This is a genomic window from Polymorphospora sp. A560, from assembly GCF_045781765.1.
Taxonomy (GTDB): Bacteria; Actinomycetota; Actinomycetes; order Mycobacteriales; family Micromonosporaceae; genus Polymorphospora; species Polymorphospora lycopeni.
Window position 1 is genome coordinate 2,510,479 of sequence record NZ_CP122282.1, and the last position, 20,494, is coordinate 2,530,972.

General features: G+C 68.4%; 13 protein-coding genes and 4 pseudogenes. 10 read left to right on the plus strand and 7 right to left on the minus strand.

Translation table 11 applies throughout. From position 1 onward, the window contains the following. Nucleotides 1–103: 103 nt before the first annotated feature. The 6 genes and pseudogenes from QCD66_RS11435 to QCD66_RS11460 all read left to right on the plus strand — a co-directional run. Nucleotides 104–979: a phytoene desaturase family protein gene (locus QCD66_RS11435; RefSeq protein WP_407567241.1), complete on the plus strand. Its 876-nt coding sequence runs from the start codon at nt 104–106 to the stop codon at nt 977–979. A gap of 27 nt (nt 980–1,006) precedes the next feature. After that, complete coding sequence (locus tag QCD66_RS11440) at nt 1,007–1,405, plus strand: cupin domain-containing protein (protein ID WP_357543962.1); 399 nt, start codon at nt 1,007–1,009, stop codon at nt 1,403–1,405. Beyond that, entirely contained in the window at nt 1,402–2,880 is a 1,479-nt protein-coding gene (locus tag QCD66_RS11445) for an aldehyde dehydrogenase family protein (protein WP_375735559.1), read from the plus strand. The genes QCD66_RS11440 and QCD66_RS11445 overlap by 4 nt, the downstream gene beginning before the upstream one ends. A 76-nt stretch (nt 2,881–2,956) precedes the next feature. After that, nucleotides 2,957–4,579 (plus strand): amidohydrolase, encoded by a 1,623-nt coding sequence (locus QCD66_RS11450; RefSeq protein WP_375735560.1) that lies wholly within the window; start codon nt 2,957–2,959, stop codon nt 4,577–4,579. 14 nt (nt 4,580–4,593) lie between these two features. Next, a pseudogene (locus tag QCD66_RS11455) lies at nt 4,594–5,046 on the plus strand (RidA family protein); the annotation flags it as partial. A gap of 201 nt (nt 5,047–5,247) precedes the next feature. After that, nucleotides 5,248–5,716 (plus strand): annotated as a pseudogene (locus QCD66_RS11460) (Tn3 family transposase); the annotation flags it as partial. 59 nt (nt 5,717–5,775) lie between these two features. On the opposite strand, the gene QCD66_RS11465 reads toward QCD66_RS11460, so the two are convergent. Together QCD66_RS11465 and QCD66_RS11470 are read right to left on the minus strand one after the other, a co-directional pair. Further along, nucleotides 5,776–5,979, minus strand: a complete 204-nt coding sequence (locus QCD66_RS11465) for a cold-shock protein (RefSeq protein WP_088981566.1) — start codon at nt 5,977–5,979, stop codon at nt 5,776–5,778. A gap of 426 nt (nt 5,980–6,405) precedes the next feature. Further along, nucleotides 6,406–6,726, minus strand: coding sequence for a MerR family transcriptional regulator (locus tag QCD66_RS11470; RefSeq protein ID WP_364223362.1), 321 nt, complete (start codon nt 6,724–6,726; stop codon nt 6,406–6,408). Between the two features lie 1,249 nt (nt 6,727–7,975). On the opposite strand from QCD66_RS11470, the gene QCD66_RS11475 reads away from it, so the two are divergent. Continuing rightward, a protein-coding gene (locus QCD66_RS11475) for an IS3 family transposase (protein ID WP_375735561.1) occupies nt 7,976–9,177 on the plus strand; the annotation gives its coding sequence in 2 pieces (ribosomal slippage) (nt 7,976–8,267 and nt 8,267–9,177; 1,203 coding nt in all). 319 nt (nt 9,178–9,496) lie between these two features. Next, nucleotides 9,497–11,026, plus strand: a complete 1,530-nt coding sequence (locus QCD66_RS11480; protein ID WP_375735562.1) for a tetratricopeptide repeat protein — start codon at nt 9,497–9,499, stop codon at nt 11,024–11,026. 207 nt (nt 11,027–11,233) lie between these two features. Here the strand turns inward: QCD66_RS11480 and QCD66_RS11485 are convergent. Beyond that, a pseudogene (locus QCD66_RS11485) lies at nt 11,234–11,763 on the minus strand (IS30 family transposase); the annotation flags it as partial. Nucleotides 11,764–11,963: 200 nt separating this feature from the next. Between QCD66_RS11485 and QCD66_RS11490 the strand changes: the two are divergent. Next, on the plus strand, nt 11,964–13,169 hold the full coding sequence (locus QCD66_RS11490; protein ID WP_375735563.1) for an IS110 family transposase: 1,206 nt from the start codon (nt 11,964–11,966) through the stop codon (nt 13,167–13,169). 14 nt (nt 13,170–13,183) lie between these two features. Here QCD66_RS11490 and QCD66_RS11495 read toward each other — a convergent pair. From QCD66_RS11495 to QCD66_RS11510, 4 genes and pseudogenes are all read right to left on the minus strand, one after another. Next, nucleotides 13,184–13,858 (minus strand): annotated as a pseudogene (locus QCD66_RS11495) (transposase); the annotation flags it as partial. A gap of 297 nt (nt 13,859–14,155) precedes the next feature. Beyond that, nucleotides 14,156–15,862, minus strand: a complete 1,707-nt coding sequence (locus tag QCD66_RS11500) for an IS1634 family transposase (protein ID WP_375735564.1) — start codon at nt 15,860–15,862, stop codon at nt 14,156–14,158. 736 nt (nt 15,863–16,598) lie between these two features. Then, the gene (locus QCD66_RS11505) at nt 16,599–16,829 is read right to left on the minus strand and encodes an FIMAH domain-containing protein (protein WP_375735570.1); all 231 of its coding nucleotides are present in this window, start codon (nt 16,827–16,829) and stop codon (nt 16,599–16,601) included. A gap of 498 nt (nt 16,830–17,327) precedes the next feature. Further along, nucleotides 17,328–18,869 (minus strand): NAD(P)/FAD-dependent oxidoreductase, encoded by a 1,542-nt coding sequence (locus tag QCD66_RS11510; RefSeq protein ID WP_375735565.1) that lies wholly within the window; start codon nt 18,867–18,869, stop codon nt 17,328–17,330. Nucleotides 18,870–19,010: 141 nt separating this feature from the next. Between QCD66_RS11510 and QCD66_RS11515 the strand changes: the two genes are divergently transcribed. Then, on the plus strand, nt 19,011–20,240 hold the full coding sequence (locus QCD66_RS11515; protein ID WP_375735566.1) for a hypothetical protein: 1,230 nt from the start codon (nt 19,011–19,013) through the stop codon (nt 20,238–20,240). Nucleotides 20,241–20,494: the final 254 nt, after the last annotated feature.

The window sequence follows — 20,494 nt, forward strand, 5'->3', positions numbered from 1 at the left end:
TTGTGTGGTAACTCGATCAAACCCCCGACGGGGTCTTCCTATGTGGAGCTGCGTCGACTCGGGCGAGTTACGGACATAACTTCCGGCAACCTGCTTAGGAGGTATCGGTGCCGTGACCGGCGCGATGGCGGAGTCCGCCCGCGCCCACGGAGCCACGATCCTCACCGGCGCGCAGGTCGAGCGCATCCTCTGCAAGGATCAGCGTGTCGTCGGTGTCGTCCTCACCGACGGACGTGAGTTCCGCGCCCCCCGGGTCGTCTCCAACGCGAACCCGAAGCTGACCCTGACCAAACTGGTCGGCCCCGAGGACATCGGGCAGGACCTGTACGACGTCGCCAAGGCCGTCAGCATGAAAGGCACCTCCGCCAAGGTTCACCTCGCGCTCGACGGCACCCCACGGTTCGCCGCCGCTCGGAACGAGGAGGAGAACCGTCTCTTCCTCGGCACCAACTTCCGGATCGCGGCCAGCATCGACGTGCTGCAGAACGCCTACAACGAGGCGGTACTCGGGCGCTGGAGCAAGCGACCCACCGTCACCGCGATGATCGACTCGGCGCACGACCCCTCACTGACCCCACCGGGATGCCACTTCGTGAGCATCAGCGTCCGAGGAGTTCCGTACCACCTGGCCGAGGGCACCTGGGACGAGCAGCGCGACGACCTGGGCAAGGCCGTCGTCAGCACGTTGGAGCAGCACATCCCGAACCTGTCCGAGATCCTGGCCGGCGTACACGTCTACTCGCCGCTGGACCTCGAGCGGGAATTCGCCCTCGTCGAAGGCAACGGTGCCCACGGCGACATCGTCCCCGGACACATTTTCGACTCGCGCCCGATCCCGGGCTGCGCCGACTACCGGACCCCGGTCGAAGGGCTCTACCTGACCGGCGTCGGCAACTGGCCGGGCAACTTCATGAGCGGCGTCACCGGCTACAACGCGAGCAACCGCGTACTCGCCGACCTCCGCCGTACCACCGACTGACCTGACCCCACTAACCAGAGGACCACGATGATCATCGGACGAGGTATCCCTGCGGACCGGGTGTCGGCCATGCGGTCGGCGACCACGACCGGACAGGTCTGGTCGGACATCGTCCTGGCCGACGGCGGAACCCGCGCCCTCAACATGTTCTTCGCACCCGGATCGCGCACGCACTGGCACCGGCACCCGGGCGGCCAGATGCTCTACACCGTCTCCGGCGAGGGCTGGATCCAGGAGCGCGGCGGCGAGGTGGTGGTGATGCGTCCGGGCGACGTCGTCTGGACCGAGCCCGGCGTCGAGCACTGGCACGGCGCCACCGCGTCCGCCCAACTGATCCAGTTGGTGCTCCACTTCGGCGAAGTCGAGTGGACCGGAGAGGTCGGCGAGGCCGAGTACACCGCCCGCACCGCCGAGGACGCGCAATGAGCAGCCGGCCGGCCGACCTGGTCGCACGGCTCGTGGGCGACAGCCCGGGGTCGTGGATCGACGGCACCTGGGTGACCTCCCCGGACACGTTCGAGGTCCACGACCCGGCCACCGGGGCCACGATCTGCGCGGTCGGCGACGCCGACGCCGACCAGGCCGCCGCAGCGGTCGCTTCGGCGGCGGCCGCCCTCGACGGGTGGTCGTCGGCGACCGGCTGGCAGCGTTTCGAGGTCCTGCGCCGAGCGACCGACCTGCTCGGGCAGCGGGTCGAGGCGGTCGGCGAACTCATCAGCGCGGAAACCGGCAAGCCGCTGGCGGAGGCGATCGGCGAGGCCCGCAACACGGTCCGCTTCTTCGAATGGTTCAGTCACGAGACGCTTCGTCTCCCCGGCGAGGCCTGGACCGACGTGGCGCCCGGACGCGACGCCCTCGTGCTGCACGAACCGATCGGGGTGGTCCTGGCGATCACGCCGTGGAACTTCCCGGCATTCATGGTGGCCTGCAAGGTCGGCGCCGCGCTCGCGGCCGGCTGCACGGTCGTGCTGAAACCGGCCCCGCAGACGCCGCTCACCGCGCTGGCCATCGCACGCTGCTTCGAGGAGGCGGGTCTGCCCGCCGGTGTCCTGAACGTCGTCGTGGCCGGCGATCCGCAGCGGGTCAGTGACTCCTTGCTGGACGCTCCCGAGGTCGCGTGCATCAGCCTCACCGGGTCGCGGAAGGTGGGCGAACTCGTCATGCGTAAGGCCGCATCCTCGATCAAGCGGGTCCTCCTCGAGCTCGGTGGCAACGCGGCTGCGGTGGTGCTACCCGACGCCGACGTCGTCCAGACCGCGCGGGACCTGGTCCGGGCGCGGTTCCTCAACTCCGGGCAGGCGTGCATGGCCGCCAACCGGGTGTACGTCGTCGAGTCGAAGGCCGGCGACCTGGTCGTCGAACTCACCGCGGCGGTCGACCAGATCGTCGTCGGCGACCCGCGCGACCCGGCGACCACGATGGGCCCGCTCATCGACCACGCGGCCGTGGGACGGATCGAGGCGCAGTTGGCCGAGGCCGTGGCGGGCGGCGCGACCGTCGTCGCGGGCGCCGTCAGGACTGCCGAGAACGAGGCGAGCGCGTTCCTGGCACCGACACTGCTCACCGCCGAGGGACAGAGCCAGCCCGCCGTACTCGACGAGGAGTTCTTCGGCCCGGTGCTCAGCGTCGTCCGCTGCGCCGACATCGACGAAGCCGTCCGGTTGGCCAATGCGACCGAGTACGGCCTCGCCGCGTACGTGTTCGGCGGTGACCAAGCCGCCGCGACCGCGGTTGCCCGCAAGCTCAAAGCGGGCTCGGTCGGCGTCAACACTCCGCTGGTCAGCGAGCCGGCCCTGCCCTTTGGTGGCATGCGCAGCAGTGGCATCGGACGGGAGCGGGGACGGCTCGGCGTCGAGGAGTACCTGGAGACCAAGACCGTACAGATGCCTGCCGTCCGCTGAAGCACTCCCTGACCCGCCACCGTCGGCCCCACCCGCGACGGCGGCTTCACAAACATGCCCAGAAAGAGGTAGAGCAGTGCCAACACAGACCGTGTGCTTCGTCGGTGGCCAAGTCCGCACGATGGACCGGGCCGGAACCGTCGCCGAGGCGTTTCGCACCGAGGACGGCCGGATCACGGCGACCGGGACGACAGAGGAGATTCTCGCGGGGGCCGGGGAAGCGCGGGTCGTCGACCTGGCCGGTGCGGTGGTGATCCCCGGGCTGATCGACTGCCACTCCCACCTGGAGCTGCTCGCCTACTCCTGGGAGCTCGCCATCGACTGCCGCTCGTCGCGGGTATCGAGCATCGAAGAGATCGTCTCGGTGCTCGCCGAGTGCGCTGACTCCACGACCGCCGGCGAGTGGATCCTCGGTCAGGGGGAGCACTACCAGGATCTCAAGCTCGCCGAGGGGCGCTATCCCGATCGGCACGACCTGGACCGGGTCAGCACGACCCACCCGGTGATGTACAGGTCGAGCTACCACCTCAACGTCTTCAACTCGCTGGGCCTGCGGCTGCTGGGTGTCGACGACGACACCCCGAACGCGCCCGGCGGCCGGATCGAGCGCGACCCGACCACCGGCGTCGCCACCGGCCGCACCTACGACATGTTCGAGCCTCTCGGCGGCCCGCAGCCGCCGGTCCAGGATCTCGCGGCGGCGATCAAACGAGTGCAGGACCGCTATCTGGCCGTCGGCGTGACCACCGTCGGCGACATTCCCCTGCACCGTGCAGGACTGGAAGCGATCGCCTCGCTCGCTGCCGACGGTGACCTGGTCCTGCGCGCCGCGCTGTACCCGAAGCTGGAGGCTGTGGTGTCGGCCGAGGACGTTCGCACCGGCCGTACCAGGGACCGGATCGACGCCCTCGACCCGGACCATCTCGCGATGGCCGGTTTCAAGGTCTTCCTCGACGGCGGGCTCACCGCAGGGGCGGCCGCCCTCCACGGCGACTACCCCGGCCAGCCCGGCTACCGGGGCGAACTCGCGTTCACCGACGAGGAGGTCGCCGCCCTGGTCGCCACCGCCGATGATGCGGGCCTGCAGATCGCCATGCACGCGATCGGCGACCGTGCCCTGGACCAGGCTCTCGACGGCGCGTTGGCACTGCCGGCCGAGCGGCACGGCATCGCCCGGCACCGCATCGAACACGCGGGCAACATGTTCATGACCGACGAACGGATCAAGCGGCTGGTAGCTTCCGGAGTCGTCCCCGTTCCGCAGCCGGCCTTCATCCTGACCACCGCGGCCGGATACGTCGCGCACCTGGGCAGCGACCGGATCGGGGCCGTGATGCCGTTCCGTACGCTGATCGACCACGGCTTGCCGATCCCGGGCAACTCCGACGCGATCGGCATCACCGAGGACCAGCACGACCCATTCCCGGCGATGCAGGCCGCGGTCACCCGCCGTACCAACGACGGCGACGTGCTAGAGGCCCCGGAGGCGGTCACGATCGAGGAGACGCTGCGGATGTACACCGAGTGGTCGGCGTTCTCGATCGGCTGGGAAGACCGGGTCGGCTCGCTCGAGGTCGGCAAGTTCGCCGACTTCGTCATCCTGTCTGCGGACCCGTTGGAGACCGAGCCGACGGATCTGGCCGCCCTGACCGTCATGCAGACCTGGATCGGCGGAACGCTGGTCTTCGAGAAGGGCTGAGCGTGGATACGCAGATCGATCCGGTGTCCCGACTTGCTGCAGCGGGCATCAAACTTCCGGTCTCTCCCGAGCCTCTCGCCAACTACGTGCCCGCCACCCGCAACGGCCGTTTGGTGTACACCTCGGGCCAACTCCCGCTCCGTGCCGGTCAGCTGCTGCACCGGGGCAAGCTCGGCCGGGAAGTTACCCTGAAGCACGGCAGGGAGTGCAGCCGACAGGCCACTGTCAACGCACTCGCCGCGATCGCTGCCGTAGCTGGCGGCCTTGGCCGCGTCGCTTCGGTCGTGAAGGTGACCGTCTACGTCGCGAGCGACCCCTCCTTCACCGCGCAACCGGGAGTTGCCGACGGCGCGAGCGACTTGCTGGACCTAGCATTTGGGCCGCGAGGACAGCGCGCACGCATCGCCGTAGGGGTCGCTGTGCTGCCCCTCGACGCTCCTGTCGAGGTCGAACTGGTCGTCGAACTTAAGTCGGCGGTGCGGCGACCGTCCCACACGGGTGCCGCCTCGCCGCATCTGCGACGGAAGATCGGGCAGTCAAAGACGAAGCCGAAAACAATGGGCGGGTCTCGAAGACGCGCCCAAAGAAATGGGCAGACGGGACCTGGGACCGAAATCCACGCCCAAGCGGGACCATCAGTAACGCTCAGAACGATGCCTCCCGATGTGAAGCGGAAGGTCGCCGAGGTCCTGGCCGAGCGGGCGAAGGGCGGGGAGAATCGGCAGGCGCTGCTGGACGAGATCCTGACCATCGTGCTCGATCCCGGGATCGGTGACGAGCAGATGGGCAGCATGCTGCGCACCAGCATCGGGATGGAGCGGATGCGCGCGGCGTGAGCGGCTGCCCTGCGACCACGGTCAGTTGAGCATGCTGGATGCGTCGATGTCGTGCCTGCGCCCGTTCGCCCCTGCGGTGCTCGCCGCCGTCGGGTTCGTCGGCGGGCCGGGCACCGAGTGGCTGCTGCACGCCGGCGGGAAGGTGAGTCGGCCGGCGGAGCTCGAGCGCAACCTGCTGTATGTGATCATCGCGGAGGCCACGAACATGGGTTTGTCCGCGGTGGCGGAGTTGTGCGGCGTGTCGTATGACGTGCTCGCGTGGACCTGCGAGTGGTACTTCCGGCCGAAGACCTTGGAGGCGGGGGAACGCCGAACGGCGGCCCGCTGAACCAGTCGGGCCGCCGTTCGCGAAGTTGCGGATCAGAGCGAGCGGATGTTCTCCGCCTGCAGGCCCTTCTGGCCCTGGGTGATGTCGAACTCCACCCGCTGGTTCTCATCGAGGCTGCGGAAGCCGCTCGCCGAGATCGCGGAGAAGTGGGCGAAGACGTCGGCGCCGCCGCCGTCCTGGGTGATGAAACCGAAGCCCTTGTCGCCGTTGAACCACTTCACGGTACCTGTAGCCATGTCTGCTCCTTCGCAAGCTGTTAGAGGCCGCACTGCGCGGACCCTTACGCCGCCGCGTTGATCGCCCGCGCCGGAACCGACACGACAAACGAAAAAAGCGCCTGGATGGGTTCAGATAACCCCATCAGGCGCCGAAAACGTCTAAGGAAATCAAAACTGCAACTGGGAGAAGCCTAGCACAGATGCCAGTCCCGCCTGCGCCCCATGTGCGCGGTCCCTGTCACGGCATCAGCCCTGCGCCAGGAATCCCCGCTGCCAGCTCATCGGCCCCGGTGGCGTCCGGCGTGCTGGTCGCAGGGGTGCTGTGTCAGCGCGTTGCGCGCTCGCCTTGCTGGGCTGTCAAGAAGCGCCTTCTTGCTGGCCGCGGGGGATTCGGGTACGACAAACGGTCCCTCTCAAGGGTGGAGAAGGACCGTGCGGCGTGGGTCAGGCGGCGCCGGATTGCTGGCGGCGCTGGAGGTTCCGGTTGTGCTGGAGGGCTTCTTCGAGTTGGTCTTCGAGGATGATGATCCGGCAGGCGGCTTCGAGGGCGGTGCCGTGGTCGACCATCTCCCGGGCTCGTGCGGCCAGGCGCAGTTGGTAGCGGGAGTAGCGGCGGTGTCCGCCGGTGGAGCGGAACGGGATGATCAGTTTCGCCTCGTCGAGGCGGCGCAGGAAGTCCTGCGAGGCGCCCACGATCTCGGCGGCGCGGCCCATGGTGTAGGCGGGGTAGTTGTCGTCGTTGAGCATGTCGTCGGGTTGGGCCATACATACCTCTCCATGACGAGGGCCCCGGCGCACCACGCGCCGGGGCCCAGGGTTACGGGTTGAATACACCATCTACCGACAGGTTCGTCGGGTTCTCGTTTCCGCACCATGCCGCTATCAGCGGCAGGCGGGGTGAGGATCGCATAAGCGTGACCGGAGACCACCACCTCACGTTCGATGGGACTACGGTGTCCACCGCAGAACTGCAACTACGTCCTGACGGCGGGCGATCCAACGGCGTCCAGCCCTCCCTTTCCTCTTCTTCCATTACTGTGGTACTGCCCGCCGATGTCGGAGCCCCACGCAACTTCACGGCTCCGCACACGTACAGCGGATCTTCCCTGCATCAGGTGGAGCCCCGAACCTGCATCGGCCCTGCCTGCGGTTGCCCTGACCTGGAGTTACGTCAAGGTCTTGACCTGCACTTGCCTTACCTTGCTGCGTGCGGTGATGTGCTTCCACCGCAGTTACCGAGCGGGCCACGAAGTGTCCCGGGCCTGCTTGACGCTCGGCCTGTTTCGTCGGCGTCTTTTACCGATCTCCGTCGTCAACGCAAGCAACACTACCCAACCCGACCGCCAATGTCTAGGCGCCGGAGACCAGATTTTCTCGGCGGACCAGCCGAGGCTCCTCAGGAGCGCATCGACGGCCGGACGGACGGGACCCACGCGAGCGCTCCGACGCCTAGCCGAGGTGCTGGCGCTGATGCGGGACTTCCTGGACCGCGTCCACCCGTAGCAGCGCCCAGTCCCGGTCAACGTCATCGATAACTGGATCGACCAGGTCGGCGTGGTCCCCGCCTGGCGGGCCGGCGGGTCGGAGCCCACCGGTGACAAGCGGGCCGACCGACTGGTCGCGTTGCGTAATGTGCCTGAATTGATCGACCAGTTGCGGTTCGGGAGTTCGGATCGGTCACTGTTTCCGGGGTGCCGCACGTCTACCGGACGGGGCGAGGATGGCCTCCGCGACCACTGCGGTCATGTCGGTAGCGGGCGTCCGCGCATTCGGGGGTGGGGGCACCGTCGGCGAGGAGCGCCGTCAAGGCGGGTTCGAGGTGCTGTTCCGATTCGACGTACGTGGTGAGTCCAGTCTTGCGTAGTGCTGCCGCCGTTCGCTCTGCCGTGGCCGGGCAGCGGCCGGTAGGTGACTGTGGGTAGACCGGCGGCGATCGACCCAGGGTGTTGCCCCTGATCTTGGACACTTGAACCTTGGATCGTGATGGTCCGGGGAGATCAGGAGTTCCTGACAGATGGTGATGAAGCACTATCCCGCGCAGTTCAAGGCCGACGCGGTGGCGCTGTACCGGTCTCGACCGGGGACGACGATCGCGCAGGTCGCTGACGATCTCGGGGTCAATCGGGAGACGTTGCGTAGCTGGGTCCGTGCCGATGATCAACGGCGGGACGGCGCGACCGGGCCGGCGGCGGAGTCGCGGGAGGCTGGTTCGGTCGAGGACGAGAACGCCGCGTTGCGTCGGTGGGTCCGGGAGTTGGAGGAGGAACGCGACATTCTGCGGAAGGCGGCCCGGTATTTCGCGGGGGAGACGCGCTGGTGAACCGCTTCCAGTTCGTCGCCGACCACCAGCAGCGCCATGGCGTGAAGCGGTTGTGTCAGATCCTCGGGGTGCCCCGGTCCAGCTACTACCACTGGCGGTCCGCCGCCGCTGGCAGGGCCGCACGGCAGGCCGCGGATGCCGCTCTGGCGGACCGGATCCGGGCGGTGCACGCGGCTCACGACGGCACCTACGGGGCACCACGGATCGCCGCCGAACTCCGCGACGCCGGGATGCGGGTCAACCGTAAGCGGGTCGCCCGGGTGATGCGCCGCTTCGGCGTGCGGGGGCTGCGGCTGCGTCGCCGCCTGCGTACGACGGTGCCGGACCCGGCCGCGGCGAAGGCCCCGGACCTGATCGGCCGGGACTTCACCGCCCCCGCACCGAACCGGCGCTACGTCGGCGACATCACGTACCTGCCGGTCGGCGAGCGCGGGTTCCTCTACCTGGCCACCGTCATCGACCTGCACTCCCGCCGGCTGGCGGGCTGGGCGATCGCCGACCACATGCGCACCGACCTGGTCATCGACGCACTGCACGCCGCCCGACAAACGCGGGGCAGCCTCGCCGGGGCGATCATGCACACCGACCACGGAGCCCAATACACGTCCCGGGCCTTCGCCGAGGCCTGCACCACAGCCGGGGTCCGGCAATCGATGAGCGCGGTCGGCAGCTCCGCCGACAACGCCGCCGCGGAGTCGTTCAACGCCACCCTCAAACGCGAAACCCTCCAGGGCCGCCGCGCCTTCACCGACGAACGTCAAGCCCGACTCACTGCGTTCCGCTGGCTGCACCGCTACAACACCGTCCGACGCCACTCCCGTCTCGGACAGCAATCCCCGATCACCTACGAAAAGGCCACCCGGCCAGCACCGGCTACGCTGGCCACCGCCGCATAAACCCCGTGTCCAGGATCAGGGGTCAAGCCCCGTCGGCGACCTGCGGGTACTCGGCCCCGACCACCCCCACACCCTGAACACCCGCCACAACTTCGCCCACTGGCGCGACAAGACCGGAGACACGGTCGACGCCTCGCACGCCCGAGGGCTACAGATCGGTGACGGCAATACCCAGCACAACCACTTCTACGGCCGCCAGGTGTCCTGGCCGCGCCGAGTCGGAGTGGTACCGGCGCTCGCGGACCGCTGCCAGAGCCGCCCGGCTGACGAGGCGCTCGCGGCGGCGGGCTCTGGTGGGACGGTGGTGGTGTGTCAGGTCGTGGCCGGGCTCGGTGGGGTTGGCAAGACCCAGCTTGCGGCGAACCTCGCCGACCAGTTGTGGCGGGCTCGCCAGGTCGACCTGCTGATGTGGGTCACTGCGGCCTCACGCTCCAATGTGCTGACCAGCTACGCCCAGACGGCGGCCGACGTCACCGGTGTCGAGGACGACGACCCCGACCGGGGCGCTGCACGGCTGTTGGCGTGGCTGGCCAGCACCGACCGGCGGTGGCTGATCGTCCTGGACGATCTCGCCGACCCCGCCGACCTGCGAAGCCTGTGGCCACCGACGACGACCACCGGCCGTACGGTGGTCACTACCCGACGCCGGGACGCCGCGCTCCTACACGGGCGCACGCTGATCGACGTGGACCTGTTCACCCCAGGCGAGGCGGCGGCCTACCTGGACGGGAAACTCGACGGTGACACGGACAGGCTGGACCAGGCCGACCAACTGGCCGCTGATCTGGGGTATCTGCCGCTGGCGTTGGCGCAGGCCGCCACCTACATCCTTGACCAGGACCTGACCTGCGCCGGATACCGCAAACAGCTGGCCCAACGTCGGCTCGCCGCACTGTCCCCGCACCTGCTCCCCGACGATCAGGCGACACCGGTGGCCGACACGTGGGCGCTGTCGGTCGACCTGGCCGACGCCGCCACCGACGGCCTCGCCCGGATCCTGCTGCAGATCGCCGCCCTGCTCGACCCCAACGGCATCCCGCTCGACCTGTTCGCCACCCAAGCCGTCACCGAATACTGCGAGGATCGTCTCGGCGAGCCGGTCGACGCCGACGACACCCACCACGCGGTCCGCACCCTGCACCGGCTCAGCCTGGCCAACACCACCCGAAGCATCGCCACCTCGACCGACGTCGCCCTGCGCGTCCATGCCCTAGTCCAGCGCGTGACCCGGGAAGCCACCCCCGACAAGCACCAACGTCCTCTCGCCGTCGCCGCCGCTGACGCCCTGATCGAACTGTGGCCGACCACCGAACGCGACGCCACCCACACCCAGCACCTGCGCGCCAACACGACCAGCCTGCACACCACCACCGGCACCCTGCTGTGGAACCAGGACGACGGCGGCCACCCCGTCCTGTTCCAAGCCGGCTACAGTCTCGGCAGCACCGGCCTCGTCACCGCCGCTGCGGAGTACTTCCACGACCTGCACGCCACCGCGTGCCAGCACCTCGGCCCTGACCACCCTGGCACCCTGGCCACCCGCCACGACCTCGCGGACTGGTGGGGGCAGGCCGGTGATGCGGTCGGCGCTGTCGCCGCCTACGAGCAGTTACTGACCGACCGCCTGCGGATCCTCGGCCCCGACCACCCTGGCACCCTGACTACCCGCCACGACCTCGCCCGCTGGTGGGGGCAGGCCGGTGATGCGGCCGGCGCCGCCGCCGCCTACGAGCAGCTACTCACCGACCAGTTGCGGATCCTCGGCCCCGACCACCCCGACACCCCGGCCACCCGCCACAACCTCGTCTATTGGCAGAACCGGGCTATCGCGGATGGCAACGATCCGTAAGCACTGCAGGTGAACGGAGGCGAACCCGCGCCAGACGAATACGCACTCCGGCTGTCGGCGATCATGAAGTTCGGTTCTGGCGATGATCTTGTGGTCCAGATGGTCAGGCGCTGAGCAGGGTTCGGCGGCGAAGGAGATCGAAGCTGGCCCGCCCATACATCGATCGTTTGGTGTGTCCTGAACATGGAGGAGGTTCGGTAGGCGAGTTCAACCGGTCGTTGCAACACCGGGTTGTTGTAGTGAGCGTAGCTGCTCGTCGAAGACCTCGGCCGGGGTCTTCCAGCCGAGGATCTTGCGGGGCCGGTTGTTGACCGCCAGGGCGACGGCTTCGAGGTCCTGGGCGGACCACCGGGACAGGTCGGTGCCCTTCGGGAAGTACTGGCGCAGCAGTCCGTTCGTGTTCTCGTTCGTCGGGCGTTGCCAGGGCGAGTGCGGATCGGCGAAGAACACCTCGTGCCGGTATCGAGGGCGAACTGCGCATGAGCGGAGAGTTCCTTCCCGCGGTCCCAGGTGAGGGTCTTGCGCAGCTGCTCGGGCAACTTTGTCATCGACACCGTCAAGGCGGTGTTCATCGCGACGGCGCCGTAGCCGCCGAGCGAGGGACCGTTCTTCACCGGTGGTTTCTCGCCCCAGCCCTCCAGCCGAGGCAGATGCACCAGGAGCGTGCAGCGGCTGGCGCGCTCGACGAGCGTGCCGATCGCGGAGCGGCCCGTCCCGATGATCAGGTCCCCTTCCGTAAGACTGTCGATGGCCCAGGAGGGTCGGGTGTGGCTGAGATCGCCTTGCGCTCTGGTCGCTTACTGGGAATGTCCGCCCGGCTCTTCGGGGCGCCCCGGCTGCTGATTGAGATCTGCGCTCGGTCGCTGGTTACGGAAGCGTCAGCGGGGTGTTCCACGGGCCGCTGACGGTATCCGGAGATCGACGGACGGAGACGCGCGTGGAGGGACAACGAGACAGAGCCTGGGTCGGTATTGATGTCGGCAAGGCCCACCACTGGGTGTGTGTCGTGGACGGAGACGGCAAGAGGCTGCTGTCGGCAAAGATCAATAACGACGAGGCTGAGATCGTCGCGCTCGTCTCCACCGCTGGCGCCCTGGCGTCACGGTTGACCTGGGCGGTCGACATCATCGGTGCACCGTCGGCGCTGCTGCTTGCGCTGCTGGCTCGCGCCGGCCAGTCGGTGTGTTACGCCTCGGGCCGGGTGGTCGCGGCGATGAGCGCGGCGTATGCCGGCGAGGGCAAGACCGACGCCAAGGACGCCTACGTGATCGCCGAGACTTCCCGGCTGCGCCGGGACTTGGCTGTCATCGACGCCCAAACCGACCTGGTCCGCAACCTCGCGGTGTTGACCGGGCACAGGGCGGATCTGATCGCCGATCGAGTGCGGATGATCAACCGGCTGCGGGACCTGATGACCAGCGTGTTTCCCAGCCTGGAGCGGGCCTTCGACTATTCGTCGCACAAGGGAGCGCTGGTGCTGCTTACCGGTTACGCGAGCCCTGACCGGATCCGGCGCATCGGCCAGACACGCCTGACCGGCTGGCTACGGAGTCGTAGTGTGCGCGGCTCGTCCGATGTGGCCGCCCGGGCGATCACTGCGGCGAGGACGCAGTCTGTCGTGCTGCCCGGTCAAGAGCTGACCGCGAGTATCATCGCGGAGCTGGCCGGGGCCATCCTTGCCCTCGACGAACGGCTGAAGGCTCTCGATGCCCAGATCGAGCAGACCTTCGCCGAACATCCGCAGGCAGCAGTCATTCAATCCATGCCCGGCTTTGGCCCGTTCCTCGGCGCTTCGCTGCTGGTCGGCACCGGCGACCTGCGTGCCTTCCCCAGCGCCGGCCATCTTGCCGCCGCAGCCGGGCTCGTGCCGGTCCCGAACGACTCTGGACGCCGCACCGGCAACCTGCATCGGCCGCTGCGCTACAGCCGCCCGCTGCGACACGTCTTCTACCTCTCTGCGCAGACCAGCATGATGCGCGCCGGTCCCAACCGCGACTACTACCTCAAGAAGCGCGACCGCGGAGCCACCCACAGCCAGGCCGTCATCGCCCTAGCCCGTCGCCGAATCGACGTCCTATGGGCGCTGCTGCGCGAGAACCGAACCTGGACCGCGACACCACCCGCGACAGCTCAGGCCGCTTGACAAGAACATTGAGATTCCCAGTGCCCGGGGACCGCGCGGTCCGCGGCTTCGGCGGGGCGCTCGGACAGGACGACATCGGCAGTGACATGCCCTCGCGGCTTGTTCTGTGACCGCGCCCGAGGCTCCCGCAGCGCCCGGCCGGCGCGCAGACACGCGACCAGTTCACGCTTGAGCGCGCCACGCCCCTGAATGAACAGTGACTGGTAGATCGCCTCGTGGCTGATGCGCATGGACTCATCATCGGGGAAGTCGACACGCAGCCGGTGCGAGATCTGCTCCGGGCTCCACGCCGTCGCCCAGCGGCGGTCCTGCCGATGCGGCTTGTTCAGCCCCTTCCACGCCGGCGTCTCAGGCCCGGTGACGATCGTGCCGTCGGGTCGGCGGACACCGCCGGCGAGCCGGTCCTGCACGTAATCACGCAACCTGTCGTTGCCCACGAGCTTCGCGGTCTTCGGGCGCTTGCCGGCCTGCTGCGCCTTCCACTGCGCCACCAGAGCCCGGTAGACCTGCTTACCGCCCCTGGTCGCCGCGTTACGGCGCAGCTCGCGAGAAACCGTTCCCGGGTCGCGTCCGATCCTGCGGCCGATCTCGCGCACGCCGACCCCCTGGGCACGCAGCAGCGCGACCTCCTCCCGCTCGGCAAATGACAGGTAACGGCCCGTGGGCTCGTCCAGACTGATCGGCGGCATGCCGCCAGCGTGACGGAACCACCGGGACCCGACCGGCCACGACACACCCACAGCCTCCGCGGCCTCCACCGTCGTCACACCCGACGCGATCCACCGCCAGAAAACACGCTGCACCGCACGAGACGGCTCCGGCCGTCCCGGTGAACGCATCGGCGGTCGCAATGCCCGATCCGCCGCCCACTGCCCCGGGTTCGACGTAATTCGGTGATCTGGAGAGCCGAATCTTGGGTTTGACCTGGGTGGACATGGGTGGGACCGCCTGTAGGGCGTTTCTCTAGGCGGTGGCGTTTCGGCTGGTCAGCGGGGTGTGGGCTGAAGGTCGAGGACCTGCTTGGGGTGGGGGATGCCGAGCTTGGCGAGCAGGTCGCGCTGGGGCTTGGTCAGGCTGGTGACCTGCTGGAACGTGCCGGTGGGGCCGGTGAACGTTCCGACGTGCAGGCGTTGGAGTTCACGGCGGGTCCGGGGCCAGGTCGTGTCGGTGCGGGTCTCGATGATGCGGATGAGCAGGAGGGCGAGCCAGCACAGGACGACGTGGGCGCGGATGCGTTCTTCGAGCCGGTGGTAGACCGGCCGGAGGTCGATGATCTGTTTCATGTCGCGCCAGCCGCGTTCGACTTCCAGGAGTTGCTTGTAGCCCAGGGCGATGTCCTCGGCGCTGAGGTGGGGGTCCGAGCAGCGCAGGAGGTATTTGCCGTCGAGGTTCTCCTCCGTCTTGATCCTGGCCTGGTCGAGGCGGAGCTTGCCGGCGGGGGTGGCGCGCAGGTAGCGGTTCAGTCCGGGTTTGCCGGCGATCTTCCCGCGTACCTCGCCGCGCTTGAACTCGCTGAGGGTGTCCGTGTCGGCGATCAGTTCTTGCAGGTGGGCGACGAGTTGCTCGCGCATGTGCTTGTCGCGTTGCGCGGCTTCGGGGTTGTGGCAGATCACGAACCGGTCGGTGTCGCTGATCCGTACTTCCTTGACGCGCATGTTCTCGGCGATCTCGGTGTAGCGGCCCTGCCGGGACAGGGCGGCCGTGACCTCGGATGATCCGGAGCGGAGCTTCTCGCCGATGATGTAGGCGTGGTCGCCCTGCCGCAGATAGCGGCGGTTGGCCGCGCAGGAGAAGCCGCGGTCGGTCACCCACACGATCTTCGCCAGGGTCCAGTCCCGCATCTCGTCCTTGACCTGCCGGATCACCGTGGAGTCGGAGGCGTTGCCCGGCCAGCACCAGCAGCGCACCGGGATGCCGTCGCGGGTGACGGCCATGCCGATGACGATCTGCGGCAGGTCGTCGCGGGAGTCCTTGGACTTGCCGTAGGCGCGGAACCCGCTGTGGTTCGTGTCGCCGCCTGCCTCGCTGTGGTGGAGCGGACGGCCGGCGTCGTCGCGGGCGACGGGATCGTCGGGCTCGGCCAGCTCGAAGTAGGTGCTGGTGGTGTCGAAGAACAGCAGGTCCACTTCGAGGTTCAGAAGGGTGGCGACGGAGTCGAAGACCTGCTTCTCCAGGTCGTCGGTGACCTCGTGCAGCCAGTCCATCGCCCGGTAGCAGGGCTGCTCGCCGATCTCGGGCAGTCCGTCGATGTGCACGTCGTTGGTGATCCAGTCGGCGGCGGCGAGCTTCGACGACGGCGCCAGGGCACGGTTGGCGACCAGGGCGAACAGCACCCGTTCGGTGGTGGTCATGTCTCGGGGCCGGCCGCGCTTGGGCTGTCCGACCCGGGCCACGATCTGGTCGATCTTCAGTCTGCGCCACAGGTGGTCGAGCACGTGGGTGCCGCCGATCGGCACCGAGGAAACGAACTCCAGGTCGGATGCGGCGGTGGCCACGAGCGCGTCACCAGGCTCCAACAGCTTCGATAGAGACGCGACCAGGCGCTTGACCGCGTCGCGGTCGAGCTGGTCCTCGCGGCCGAAGGTGAACAGCACCTTGGGCACCGCCCGGCCCTTGGCCGGGTCCCACTCGTTGTGGGCCAGGTGCAGGTACCGGACCGTGCCGGACTTGTTCTCCCGCTTCGTCGTCTTCACGTACACGGCTCTAGAGCATACGAGATACACCCAGGCCAGAACAGGCCAGCCCAGACAATCGCGTCTCTAGGCGTTCCTGGCTATCCCTGCCCCTCGCGGCCCGCTGGCCAGCGTGTTCCGCCACGCAGGACCTCCAGCCCTGCCGAATTACGTCGAACCCGGGACTGCCGACGCGCACCAGCCGGCACAGGCACCTGCTTCCTGCCACGCCCCATCGCAAACCTCCGTGATCAAGGTGTTGCGACGACCAGTTGAATCCGCCGTAGGTCGAGTTTCCGAAGTGGTGCTGCACGGATGATGAAGGGTTTAGCCCTTCGGAGTCGCCCGGCGGTGGAGGGCTCCAAACCGCCTCATGCTGCGTTGGCTGAAGACCGTCGTGGTGAGCGATGAGGAAAAGGCGCCCGAGAGGTGTCAGGTGGGGATCAGGAAGACGAATGCGAGTGAATCGTTGCTGACGTGTTGAAACAGATATAGAAGACATCAAAACCGGGGTGTCAAACGGATCCCGGGACGAGCCTGGCGGGTGTGCCGTCTTCTGGCCAGGTGGTGTCCGGCATGTGAGATTGTCGTCCGGCGAGAACGGCCCCCGTGCTACGTAGTGACGGACGGCGTTGGTCAACTCATCCAGTTGGTGCTGCCGCTCGTCCGGCCCGATCGCGACGCCCGCCAGGTATGTGATGGGCCGCGGGGCGGATTGGGTGCCGCCCAATCTGCCCCCGCTACGCCGTTTCGGGGGTCAGGTTCGGATTGAGGTGATCAGGGCTTGCCCGTCGCGGACCAGTAGTGCCTGTGGTCCGGGGGCGTTGAGGGTGTTGGCGTGGTTGAGGAAGGTGTTCAGAGCGGTCATCGCGGTGGCCTTGTCGCCGGCGCTCAGGGCGGCCGCGGCCTGGTTGAGGCTGGCGCTGAGTTGGTCTGCCTTGGGTGGCCGAGATTGTCCTGGTGGCTGCGTAGCCGTTGACGAGCGTATGCAGGTCGGTCAGCGACGTGGTGGTGGTGAACTTGACCGTTTTTGTGGTGACGTTGCCGGCTTGGTACTTGGCGGTGATCGTCAAGGTGTGCTCGCCTAGTGGCAGGTCGGCCAGTTTGATCGTTTTGTCGCGTCGGATCTGGTTTCCGTCGAGCAGGGCGACATTGTTGGTGCCGGCCGCGCCGGAGGTGGAGTTACTGACCGTCCAGTTCGGAGTCAGCGTGCCCGAGTCGCCGTACGAGGTGCCGTCGGTGATGTCCTCGACCTCGACTGTCGGCCCGGTGTGGTCTACCCGCAGCCACAGCGAGCGCTGCTTCGAGGTGTTGCCGGCCCGGTCGATTGCCTGGTAGAGCGGGCGGCGCGGACGCGGCGGGGATCGTGGCGCCCGCCGGCGGCGCCGTGGGATGCGGGCCAGGTCGGCCTGCTCACGTCCGGTGCGCTCGGCGACGGGCCGGATGATCGAGCCGGTCACCTCCCGAGGCCTGGGCGCGATCGCCGTCATGGCGGCCGGCTTGATTGGCCGTCGCCGTGGATGGCGGCTGCCACGGTGGTCGCGGGCAGCGGTGGGGCTGGTGTCAGCGGTGCCTCGCGGCCGGTGCTGCGGCGCCCGTCGCCTTTGGCCGGCTCCTCGTGGTAGTCCTGCTCCACGTTGACCGACCAGACGTCGTGGCCGGCGCCCTGGGCGATGTTCTCGGCGGTGAGCATCGCCGTCAGCATCGAGTGGTCCTGGTTGTTGTAGCGGTGCATACCGTTGCGTCCGACCGGGTGCACGTTCGGCACCTCCCGTGCCAGCCACTGCCGGATCACGTCGACGTTGCGTTCGTAGCGTTCGTCGTAAACCGGGTACGCCTTCGGCATCCGCACGACGTAGCCGGCCTCGACGACCCCGGGGCGGGTCAGCCCCAGCTTCTCCAACTCCGTGGTCGCGGCGACGATCAGGTCGGCGTCGGGTGTCCGCCAGGTCTCGTCGTCCACCGACACGAAGTACTCGAGGCCGAGGCAGGTGCGGCCGTCCTTCACCAGATACGACGACCAGGAGCCGAAGTTCTGGATGCGGCCCACCTTCACGCCCGGGTCGTGCACGTAGATCCAATTGTCGGGGAACGAGAACTCCGACGGCACGACCAGCGCCACGGTGAGGAAGTCCCGGTAGCGCAGGTCCTGGGCTGCGGCCCGGACCTCCGGCGGCGGGGCTGGACGCAGAGCGGCCACCAGTTCGGAGATGGGCATCGAAGAGACGATGTGGGCGGCCGGCTCGGTGCGCCGCCCGGCGGCGCCGTCGACGGTGACCGCGACCGCGCGACGCCGCTGCGGGTCGCGGTGGACGGCGGTCACCGAGGTGCCGGTCTGCACCGCGCCGCCGCGTCGTCGTACCTCCTCGGCGCAGCGTTCCCACATCATCCCGGGTCCCAGCTTCGGGTACTGGAATTCCTCGATCAGGCTGGTGACGTCCTTGCGGTTACGTTTCGGTAGTACCGCGTTGCGGATCGCCTTGGCCAGTGACAGGTTCTTGATCCGCTGGGCCGCCCAGTCCGCCCGCAGTCGGTCGGCCGGCATGCCCCATACCTTCTCCGTGTAGGTCTTGAAGAAGATCGAGTACAGCCGCCAGCCGAACCGGGCCGAGACCCATCCCTCGAAGTGTGACTGGTCCCTCGGTGGCCGCAGCCGCGCCCGCGCGTACGAGCCCATGCATCGGGCAGCCTCCCAGAGCCCCAGGTTGCGCAGCGCGTTGCCGGCATTCAGCGGGTAGTCGTAGAGCGCTCCCCGGTAGTGGATCCGGCTCATCCGGGGGCGGAGCAGGAAGTCCTCGTCGGGCAGGATCTCGTGCCAGAAGTTCTCGACCCGGGACACCTTCGTGAAGAACCGGTGCCCGCCGATGTCGAAGCGCCACCCGTCCCGCTCCACGGTCCGGCTGATGCCGCCGACTACCTCGTCGGCCTCGAACACCCGCACCGGAGCGCCTCGATGGAGCAGTTCGTACGCCGCGGTCAGGCCCGCGGGACCCGCACCGATCACTACGGTGCCGTGCTCGTCGCCCACGCCCCGCCGCCTCCCTCACCCGATCGGTCGGACGGCTGGCCGCTTACCCGCTACGTCGGCCATGACACACGCCAGGAGCAGGGTGTGGTCGGCTCCGTACCGGGTACGCGGCGCCGATTCGTGCGGGACGGTGGGGGACGGATGGTCGGGACGGGCGGGGTGGGCCGGCTGCTTGCTCGGGTGCCCGCGCCCTGGCCGTACGTGCTCGCGGTCTTCGTCGGCACCAAGGTCGCCCTCAGTCTGGTCGGAGTGCTCACGCTCGCCGCCTTCGACGAGATTCCCTGGGCGCCGCCGCCGGACGATGTGCTGATGCGCCAGCAGCAGCGGGAGGTCTCGCCGCACCGGTGGCTGTCGCTCTGGTTCGCCTGGGACTCATTCCTCTACGACCACCTTGCCCGGATGCCGCTCGACCAGCCGTGGCGGGACTTCGGCTTCCCCCTGCTGTACCCGTTCCTCGCCCGGCCGCTGGCCCCGCTGCTGGGCGGCGATACCACGCTGGCGCTGCTGGTCGTCGCCAACGCGGCCTTCGTCGGCGTGCTCTACTACGCCCACCAGCTCGGCGAGCGCCTGCTGACGGGCGCTACCACCGGCGCTGCCGGCGGTAGCGCCACCGACGGTGGCGGTGACCGGGCGTCGAGGCGGTTCGTGCGGTACCTGGTGCTGCTGCCCACCGCCTTCCTGTTCCACGCGGCGCTCACGGAGTCGCTCTTCCTCTGCCTGGCACTGGCGACCTTCTACTACGCGGAGAAGCGGCGGTGGCCGTTGGTCGGCGTGGTCGGCTTCTTCCTCGCGCTGAGCAGGTCGGCCGGGTTCTTCGTGGTCCTCCCGCTGGCCTTGCTACTGCTCGGGCAGGGCGGCTACCGGCTGGGCCCACGCGCCCTGCGGGGGTACCTGCGTACCGGATGGCCCCTGCTGCTGCTGCCTGCCGGCTGGCTCACCTTCATGGCGTTCTGCCGGTGGCAGAGTGGGGACTGGTTCGCCTACAAGCATGCCCAGGAGGAGGGCTGGAACATCCGCGTGCAGAACCCGTTCGGCGTGCTCTGGCACGGTGTGACCGGGACAGCGCCGCGGGACGCCGTACGGGTCTGGATCGCCGTCGTGGTCCTGGCCGTCCTCGTCACCGGCGCCCGCCACCTGGGCCTGCCCTACCTGGTGTATGGGGTGATGATGGTGCTGGTGCCGCTGTCGATGGGCCCACCCGTCTACAAGAGCCTGCTGCGCTACCTGCTCGCCGTATTCCCGGTGGCCCTCGTGCTGGCCTCCTGGGCGCGGCGGCCCAAGGTCGACGTCTGGTTGACCGCCGCGCTCGCGCTGCTCCAGGGCGTCCTGTTCGTCGTCTGGCTCGCCTACTGGACCCACTTCATCATCTGAACGACGCCGATCCGGCGGATGATTCCGGTCGCCAGCACCCCGACCCAGAGTGCCGCTGTCCCCGCCCAGTGCCAGCGAAATCGCCTGTGCCCCACCTGTATCAGGGGCAGCCGGACCGCCGTCAGAGCCGGGGTGACGTCCCGGGCCACAGAGCCGCCAGAGGTTTCGGCACACGGTGGAAATGGTCACCCCCGTCTGCACGGAGCTGGCCAGCCTGCGGGAACACCTGCTGACTCCGCTCCTGCGGCCTTGGC